General features: G+C 75.2%; 7 protein-coding genes. 4 read left to right on the plus strand and 3 right to left on the minus strand.

What is annotated here, in order from left to right; all coding sequences use genetic code 11:
* The coding region (locus G3I53_RS07840; protein WP_164438160.1) for an SAM-dependent methyltransferase at nucleotides 1-813 on the minus strand (813 nt) is incomplete at its 3' end.
* Between the two features lie 208 nt (nucleotides 814-1021).
* On the opposite strand from G3I53_RS07840, the gene G3I53_RS07845 reads away from it, so the two are divergent.
* The 3 genes from G3I53_RS07845 to G3I53_RS07855 all read left to right on the plus strand — a co-directional run bounded on the left by G3I53_RS07845 (nucleotide 1022) and on the right by G3I53_RS07855 (nucleotide 3870).
* The gene (locus G3I53_RS07845; RefSeq protein WP_164335064.1) at nucleotides 1022-2224 is read left to right on the plus strand and encodes a sensor histidine kinase; all 1203 of its coding nucleotides are present in this window, start codon (nucleotides 1022-1024) and stop codon (nucleotides 2222-2224) included.
* Between the two features lie 237 nt (nucleotides 2225-2461).
* Complete coding sequence (locus G3I53_RS07850) at nucleotides 2462-3133, plus strand: response regulator transcription factor (RefSeq protein ID WP_164335066.1); 672 nt, start codon at nucleotides 2462-2464, stop codon at nucleotides 3131-3133.
* Nucleotides 3134-3237: 104 nt separating this feature from the next.
* On the plus strand, nucleotides 3238-3870 hold the full coding sequence (locus G3I53_RS07855; protein WP_164335068.1) for an AAA family ATPase: 633 nt from the start codon (nucleotides 3238-3240) through the stop codon (nucleotides 3868-3870).
* A gap of 29 nt (nucleotides 3871-3899) precedes the next feature.
* Here the strand turns inward: G3I53_RS07855 and G3I53_RS07860 are convergent, their stop codons facing one another.
* Both G3I53_RS07860 and G3I53_RS07865 read right to left on the minus strand, forming a co-directional pair.
* Nucleotides 3900-5006: a DUF5937 family protein gene (locus tag G3I53_RS07860; protein WP_164335070.1), complete on the minus strand. Its 1107-nt coding sequence runs from the start codon at nucleotides 5004-5006 to the stop codon at nucleotides 3900-3902.
* A 139-nt stretch (nucleotides 5007-5145) separates the two neighbouring features.
* A complete protein-coding gene (locus G3I53_RS07865; protein ID WP_239063660.1) occupies nucleotides 5146-6357 on the minus strand; it encodes a beta-eliminating lyase-related protein in 1212 nt (403 codons plus the stop codon).
* A gap of 182 nt (nucleotides 6358-6539) precedes the next feature.
* Between G3I53_RS07865 and G3I53_RS07870 the strand changes: the two genes are divergently transcribed.
* On the plus strand, nucleotides 6540-7338 hold a 799-nt coding region (locus tag G3I53_RS07870; RefSeq protein ID WP_164438159.1), incomplete at its 3' end, for a DUF2520 domain-containing protein.

Genomic DNA, 7338 nt, shown 5'->3' on the forward strand with positions numbered 1-7338 from the left:
GGCCGCCGCGCACGCGTCCAGGGCGACGTGTGCGGTGAGGTCGCAGCTCCCGTCCGGCACGGGTGCCGTCTCCCGCCCGTCGCGGAACCCGGTGAGCGTCCCGAACGGTGGCCGGGTGTCCCGGGTGTGGCCGTAGTCCACGGCCACGGCGAGCCCGCGCGCGACCGTCCCGGCCGCCGACGCCCAGGCCTCGTCGCGGGGCAGCCCGATCTCCGCGCGCAGCCCCTCCGTGCCGGGCGACGCCGTCCCGGGGGCCGGTGCCGCCCCGGGCGGTGAGGTCCGGTCCCGGGCCGCCGCGGGACCGTGGCCGGCGTGCAGTGGCCACCACCGGTCGAGCCACCGGGCCTCCGGGCCGGTGACCGGCGGCCCGAGCCGCTCCGTCCCGTCCCGGTCGACCAGCACCAGGCGAGGTACGCCCGCCGCGTCCGCCTCGGCGACGTCCAGGGGCACGTTGTCCAGCCACTCGTTGGCGAACAGCAGCCCCGTGACGTCCCGCGGCGGCTCGGCCCGCCAGGCGATCCGCCCGTCCAGGCCGGGGGGACGGCCGGCGATCTCGACGGCGCACGCGCGGGTGCGGTCCGCCACCTCGGGGGGCAGCGCGGCGAGCACCCCGGTGACGAGTTCTCCGCGCCCGGCCGCCATGTCCACGAAGTCGAGCACCCGGGGCCGCCCCAGCGCCTCGTCGACCCGGCACAGCAGAGCGGCCACCGCGCGCGCGAACAGCGGCGAGGCGTGCACCGACGTACGGAAGTGCCCGGCGGGTCCCTCGGGGCGGCGGTAGAAGCCGTCCGGCCCGTACAGCGCGTTCCGCATCGCCGCCCGCCAGCCCCGCCGGCCGGTCCCGGCCCCCGTCTCCGCCGCGGCCTCCACGCGTGCCCGCCCTCCCGTCGTCCCGCCCGTCACCGGCCCAGCGTAGGCGCAGGCACATGCCCGGCCTCCACCTTGCGGAGTACGCCCGCGCACCGGGGATCGGCCCTCCGGTTGACCCCTGCACGCATCCGGCTTCCCTACGCTGGGTTACGTGCAGCGCCTCTATGACTTCCTCCGCAGACACCCGACGTGGGTCGACGGTTTCTGGGCCGTGGTCCTCTTCGGGATCTCGGTCCTGGGCGGAACCGTCGAACCCCAGGAGCAGGGGGCCGTCCAGCAGGGCCTCGGCATCGTGGTCATGCTGCTGCTGTCCCTGGTCGTCGCGCTGCGCCGCAGGATGCCGGAGCAGATGCTGGTCCTCGCGGCCGCAGTGGGCGTGTTCCAGCTGATCACGGACGTCCCGACGCTGCCCGCGAACTTCGCCATGCTGGTGATCGTCTACACGGTCGCCGCCATCGGCGCCCGCTGGGCGTCCCGCTTCGCGCTCACCGCCGGCCTGTGTGCCGCCGCGCTCGCGCAGCTGCGCTGGCCGAACCCGGACACCAGCACGGCGGGCAACATCGCCCTGGTGATATTCCAGACCGTGCCGTTCGCCCTCGCCTGGGTGATGGGCGACTCCATCCGCACCCGTCGCGCGTACTTCGCGCAGTTGGAGGAGCGCGCCGCCCGGCTGGAGAAGGAGCGCGAGGCGCAGGCCAAGGTCGCGGTCGCCGCGGAACGCGCCCGCATCGCGCGCGAGCTGCACGACGTCGTCGCGCACAACGTGTCGGTGATGGTGGTGCAGGCCGACGGTGCCGCCTACGTCCTGGACGCGGCGCCCGACCAGGCGAAGAAGGCGCTGGAGACCATCTCCTCCACCGGCCGCCAGGCCCTCGCCGAGATGCGCCGCCTGCTCGGCGTGCTGCGCACCGGCGAGCACCAGGAGGCCGGGGAGTACGTGCCGCAGCCGGACGTGCAGCAGATAGAGGACCTGGTCGAGGAGTGCCGCACGTCCGGGCTGCCGGTGGACTTCCGCGTCGAGGGCACCCCGCGCCCCCTGCCCAGCGGGGTCGAACTGACCGCGTACCGCATCGTGCAGGAGGCGCTGACGAACACCCGCAAGCACGGCGGGCCCAACACGGGCGCCAGTGTGCGCCTGGTCTATTTCGACGACGGGCTCGGCCTGCTCGTCGAGGACGACGGCAAGGGCGCCCCGCACGAGCTGTACGAGGAGGGCGGACTGGACGGGCAGGGGCACGGCCTGATCGGCATGCGCGAACGGGTCGGGATGGTCGGCGGGACCCTGGACGCGGGTCCGCGGCCCGGCGGAGGATTCCGCATCAGCGCCCTGCTGCCGCTCAAACCCGCGCACTGAGCCCGCGCACGCCCGCTCGTGACACGTGTGACGACGACCCGTACGAACCCCCCGCACCAGCCCCGCACGAACCGTGCACGACCCCCGTACGAACCTCGTACGACCCCTGTGCGCCTCCCGCGCGCGGGCACCCGCGGCCGCGTTCCCCGTGGCCGCACCCGCAACGACCCCGCCGGCGGCCGAGTGGCGCGCCGGCAGGGAGCCAGCTCCGAACGACGGACGACGGAAGAGGGACCGATGACGATCCGCGTGATGCTCGTCGACGACCAGGTGCTGCTGCGCACCGGATTCCGGATGGTGCTCGCCGCCCAGCCGGACATGGAGGTCGTGGCGGAGGCGGGCGACGGCGTGGAGGCGCTGGAGGCGCTGCGGTCCACCGCCGTGGACGTGGTGCTCATGGACGTCCGCATGCCGAAGCTGGACGGGGTGGAGACGACCCGGCGGATCTGCATGGACGCCGACCCGCCGAAGGTGCTGATCCTGACCACCTTCGATCTCGACGAGTACGCCTTCTCCGGGCTGAAGGCCGGCGCCTCCGGTTTCATGCTCAAGGACGTCCCGCCGGGCGAACTGCTCAGCGCGATCCGCGCCGTGCACAGCGGCGACGCCGTGGTGGCCCCGTCCACCACCCGGCGGCTCCTGGACCGGTTCGCGCCGATGCTGCCCAGCTCGGGCAAGCAGCCGCAGCACAAGGCGCTGGAGCGGCTGACCGAGCGGGAGCGCGAGGTCATGGTGCTGGTCGCCCAGGGCCTGTCCAACGGGGAGATCGCGGCCCGTCTGGTGCTGTCCGAGGCGACGGTGAAGACCCACGTGGGACGCATCCTGACCAAGCTGGGGCTGCGGGACCGGGTGCAGGTCGTCGTCCTCGCCTACGAGACGGGCCTGGTCCGGGCCGGCGGCCACGGCTGACCCGCCGTGCGGGGACGCGGGCTGCGCACGCGCGGGTTCCGGACGCGCGGGGAGTCCCGCCGTCCGGCCCTCCCGGCCCGTGGGGCGCCGGTAGGGTGCCGCGCATGCTCCTGTGGATCAACGGCCCCTTCGGGGGCGGCAAGACACAGACCGCACACGAGATACGGCGCCGCCTGCCCGGCAGCGTCGTCTGCGACCCGGAGCACGCCGGCTTCGGCCTGAACCGGATGCTGCCGCCCGGCCTGCGCGGCGACTTCCAGGACTTCCCCGCGTGGCGCCGGGGCGTCGTCGAGGTGCTCGACCTCGTCCTCGCGCGACACGACGGCGTGGTGATCGCCCCCATGACCGTCACCGACGCCGGGTACTTCGCCGAGACCGTCGGCCGGCTGCGCGAACTCGGCCACGACGTACGCCACTTCACGCTGATGGCCGAACGCGCGACCGTGCTGCGGCGGCTGCGGGAACGCGGCCCCGTGCACCGGCTGCGGCACCCGCTCGGCGGGAACGGGGGCCTGCGCCGGGAGAGTTGGGCGGTGCAGCGGCTCGACCACTGTCTGGAGCGGCTCGCCGGTCCGGAGTTCGCCGAGCACCTGTGGACCGACCGCACGACCGTCCCGAGGACCGCCGACCGCATCGCGGTCCTGGCCGGGCTGACCCTGACCCCCGATCACGACGGTCCGCTGCGCACCCGGCTGCGGCAGGCCGGCGTGGGGCTGCGGCACATCCGCTTCGACTGACCCGCCGGAGGGCGCCCGCACGCCGGGTCTCAGCGCAGCGCCGCCTCCAGGAAGTCGCTGCCGAGCCGGGCCACCACCGTCACGTCCAGCTGGTGCAGCACATAGCGCCCGCGCCGGCGGGTGGTGACCAGCCCGGCCTTCTTCAGCACGCCCAGGTGCCGGGAGACCTCCGGCGCCGTCAGACCGTGCACGCGCGCCAGCTCGCCGGTCGTGTACGCGCTGCGCGCGAGATGGCGGCACAGCCGCATGCGGACGGGGTGCGACAGCGCCGTCATCCGCAGGGCCAGCTGCTCGACCGTCGGCGGTGCGGCGAGCTCGGCCGAGCGGACCGGGTACTGCAGCACCGGCTGCCAGCCGTAGCGGTGCAGGACGATCAGGTGCGGCCGGCCCAGGCTGGTCGGGATCAGCAGCAGGCCGCCGTCGGCGGTGGCGGTGCGGCCGTCACCCAGCTTGTCGACCGTGATCCGCTCGGCCGCCTCGTCCAGCGTCACCGCCGGGGACACCGCGGCCAGCGCCTCGGCGAGCCCCTTGTGGCGCAGCAGGTCCGTCTTGTGGCGGGTGTCGGCGGCGAGCTGGTGCCGCAGCCGGGCCCACGCGGCCGCGAAGAACGCCTCGTCGCAGTCCTCCAGGAACTGCCGCAGCCAGGCGCGGATACGGGGCGGGTCGGCCAGCAGCCGCTCGGCGAACCGCACCTGCTGCGGCCCCCGCGCGGCGGCCAGTTCCAGCGCGCGGCGGCGCAGCTCCGGGTCCCCGAGCGGGCCGGGCCCGGGCGTGCTGTACGGCAGCGCACACGTGAACTCCAGGGCGGCGTCGACGAACAGCTCGTCCGAGAACTTGTCCAGCAGGTCCAGCTCCTCGGTGAGCGTGGCTCCCGGCAGCCCCTCCTCCCCGGGGAACGCCGCGCACGGCAGGAACAGGTCGGAGAACGTCGTCCGCCACAGGAAGTCCGCCTCGCACATGCGGTCCGCGAGCTGCGGGTCCAGGCGCGCGGTCACGCCCGTCACCCACCCCTGCAGGCCCGGGTGGTGGGCCGGCTCGGACAGCGCGTGCAGCGCCATGCCGAGCTCGGCCAGGGGGGAGGCCACGGCGGTGATCCTCTCCGGCCGCAGCCCGGTGATGTCGATGCGCACACTCATGGCCACATGGTGCACCGGGCCACCGGCAACGCCGCCGTCGATTGACGGCGCCCGTCAATCGACGGCACCGCGCCGTGACCGGCGCCCCACCGCCCGCGCGGGCCCGGCACCGCCACCAGGACCTCGCGGCCCCCGCGCCTCACCACCCGGCCGCCCCGGCGACCCGGGCCACGAACCCGGCCGCCGCCTTCCGCACGTCGTCCGCCGTCCACCGAAGGCCCGCCTCCTCCACGGCCACCTCGGTGACCGCCAGGCCCGGGCCCGGCGCGTTCCAGGCGTGAGCGAACAGCAGCGTCCCGGTCTCCTCGCCCTGCCGCACGGCCGCGTCGGCGGCGACATCGGCGGCGCACGGCAGCCAGACCTGGAACTGGTGGGTGTGCGGCACCTCCGGGTGCACCCGCGTCCACGGCACCCCGGCCGCCGTGAGCCCCTCGCGCAGCGCGGCGGCGACCTCACGCGCGTGGGCGACGTACTCCGGCAGCCGGGGCAGTTCCCGCTCCAGTCCGGCCAGGGCCGACAGCACCGTGGGGAACTGCTGGAACACCGAGCCGCCGTAGCGGTGCCGCCACGTCTTCGCCTCGTCCACCAGCGTCCGGGGACCGGCCAGCGCGGCACCGCCGTACCCCTTCAAGGACTTGTAGAACGACACGTAGACGCTGTCCGCCAGTCCCGCGATCTCGTCCAGGGGCCGGCCGAAGTGCACGGTGGACTCCCACAGCCGCGCGCCGTCGAAGTGGACCACCGCGTCCCGCTCGCGCGCGGCGTCGACGATCCCGGTGAGCTCCTCCCACGTGGGCAGCAGGAATCCTGCCTCCCGGAGCGGCAGTTCCAGCATCAGCGCGCCGAACGGCTCCTCCAGGTCCCGCACCTCGGCGGCCGTGATCTGCCGCGGTTCGCCGGTGATCCGCACCGGGCGGAGCCCGCTGACCTGGCTGAACGCGTTCCGCTCGTGCAGTTCGGGGTGGCTGAGCCCGTGCAGGGCGACAGCGGTGCCGCCGACGCGGCCCGCCCAGCAGCGCAGCGCCACCTGCTGGGCCATGGTGCCGGTCGGGAAGAACGCGGCGGCCTCCGTGCCGAGCAGGGCGGCCACCCGGTCCTCCAGGGCCTCCACCACCCCGCTGCCGTAGGTGTCCGACGGCTCGTCCAGGTCGTGGAGCTCCGCCGCCCCGTCCAGCAGCGCCAGCCGCTCCCGCAGCGTCAGCACATAGCCCGGGCGGGTGAGCACGCGGGACGCCTCGCGGTGCGCGGTGAGACGCCGCTCACGGAGGTCCGCCCGCGCGTCGGGGGGCGGCGCCGACGCGTCGGGGTGGGGGCGGCTTGCGCTCGGGTCGTGCGCGCCGGGAACGTTCATACCCGGATCATCCCGCGCGGCCGAACGCGCGGGCATCCGCATTTCCGCACGCGCGTGTGTCACGCGGGCGCACGGAAACCCACAGCCTGTGGACAACCGAACGCCGCCGGAACCGATCGCGTTAACATGACGAGAAATCGTCCGGTACCCCGAGCGGACTGGAACGGGAAGGCCCCCGTCGCGTGAACACAACCCCACAGCCGGATCCCCGGGACCGCCCCGCGCGGCTCACCGTAGGCGTCGTCGGCGCCGGACGCGTGGGCCCCGCCCTCGCCGCGTCCCTGCAACTGGCCGGACACCGCCCGGTGGCCGTCTCCGCCGTCTCCGACGCCTCCCGCAGGCGCGCCGGCGACATGCTGCCGGACGTGCCGGTGGTCCCGCCCGCCGAGGTGCTCCAGCGGGCCGAGCTGGTGCTGCTGACCGTCCCCGACGACGCCCTGCCCGAGCTGGTCACCGGCCTCGCCGACACCGGCGCGGTACGCCCCGGGCAGCTGCTGGTGCACACCTCCGGGCGGTACGGCGCGAAGGTGCTGGACCCCGCCCTGCGGGCCGGTGCCCTGCCGCTGGCACTGCACCCCGCGATGACGTTCACCGGCACCCCCGTCGACGTGCAGCGGCTCGCCGGATGCTCCTTCGGCGTCACGGCGCCCGAGGAGCTGCGGCTGGCCGCCGAGGCCCTCGTGATCGAGATGGGCGGCGAACCGGAATGGATCGCCGAGGAGAACCGCCCGCTCTACCACGCGGCCCTCGCCCTGGGGGCGAACCACCTGGTCACGCTGGTCGCCCAGTCCCTGGAGCTGCTGCGCGCCGCCGGAGTCGGGGCCCCCGACCGGATGCTGGGCCCGCTGCTCGGCGCCGCCCTGGACAACGCCCTGCGGTCCGGCGACGCGGCCCTCACCGGCCCCGTGGCGCGCGGCGACGCGGGCACCGTGGCGACCCACATCGCCGAGCTGCGCCGGCACGCCCCCGCGACCGTCGCCG

This window comes from Streptomyces sp. SID14436, assembly GCF_010548465.1.
In the GTDB taxonomy this organism is placed as follows: domain Bacteria; phylum Actinomycetota; class Actinomycetes; order Streptomycetales; family Streptomycetaceae; genus Streptomyces.

Bases quoted from the DNA above. Each gene is read 5' to 3' on its own strand.
- G3I53_RS07850 (WP_164335066.1), top strand. From the start codon at position 2,462: ATGACGATCCGCGTGATGCTCGTCGACGACCAGGTGCTGCTGCGCACC.
- G3I53_RS07865 (WP_239063660.1), bottom strand. From the start codon at position 6,357: ATGAACGTTCCCGGCGCGCACGACCCGAGCGCAAGCCGCCCCCACCCC.
- G3I53_RS07855 (WP_164335068.1), top strand. From the start codon at position 3,238: ATGCTCCTGTGGATCAACGGCCCCTTCGGGGGCGGCAAGACACAGACC.
- G3I53_RS07860 (WP_164335070.1), bottom strand. From the start codon at position 5,006: ATGAGTGTGCGCATCGACATCACCGGGCTGCGGCCGGAGAGGATCACC.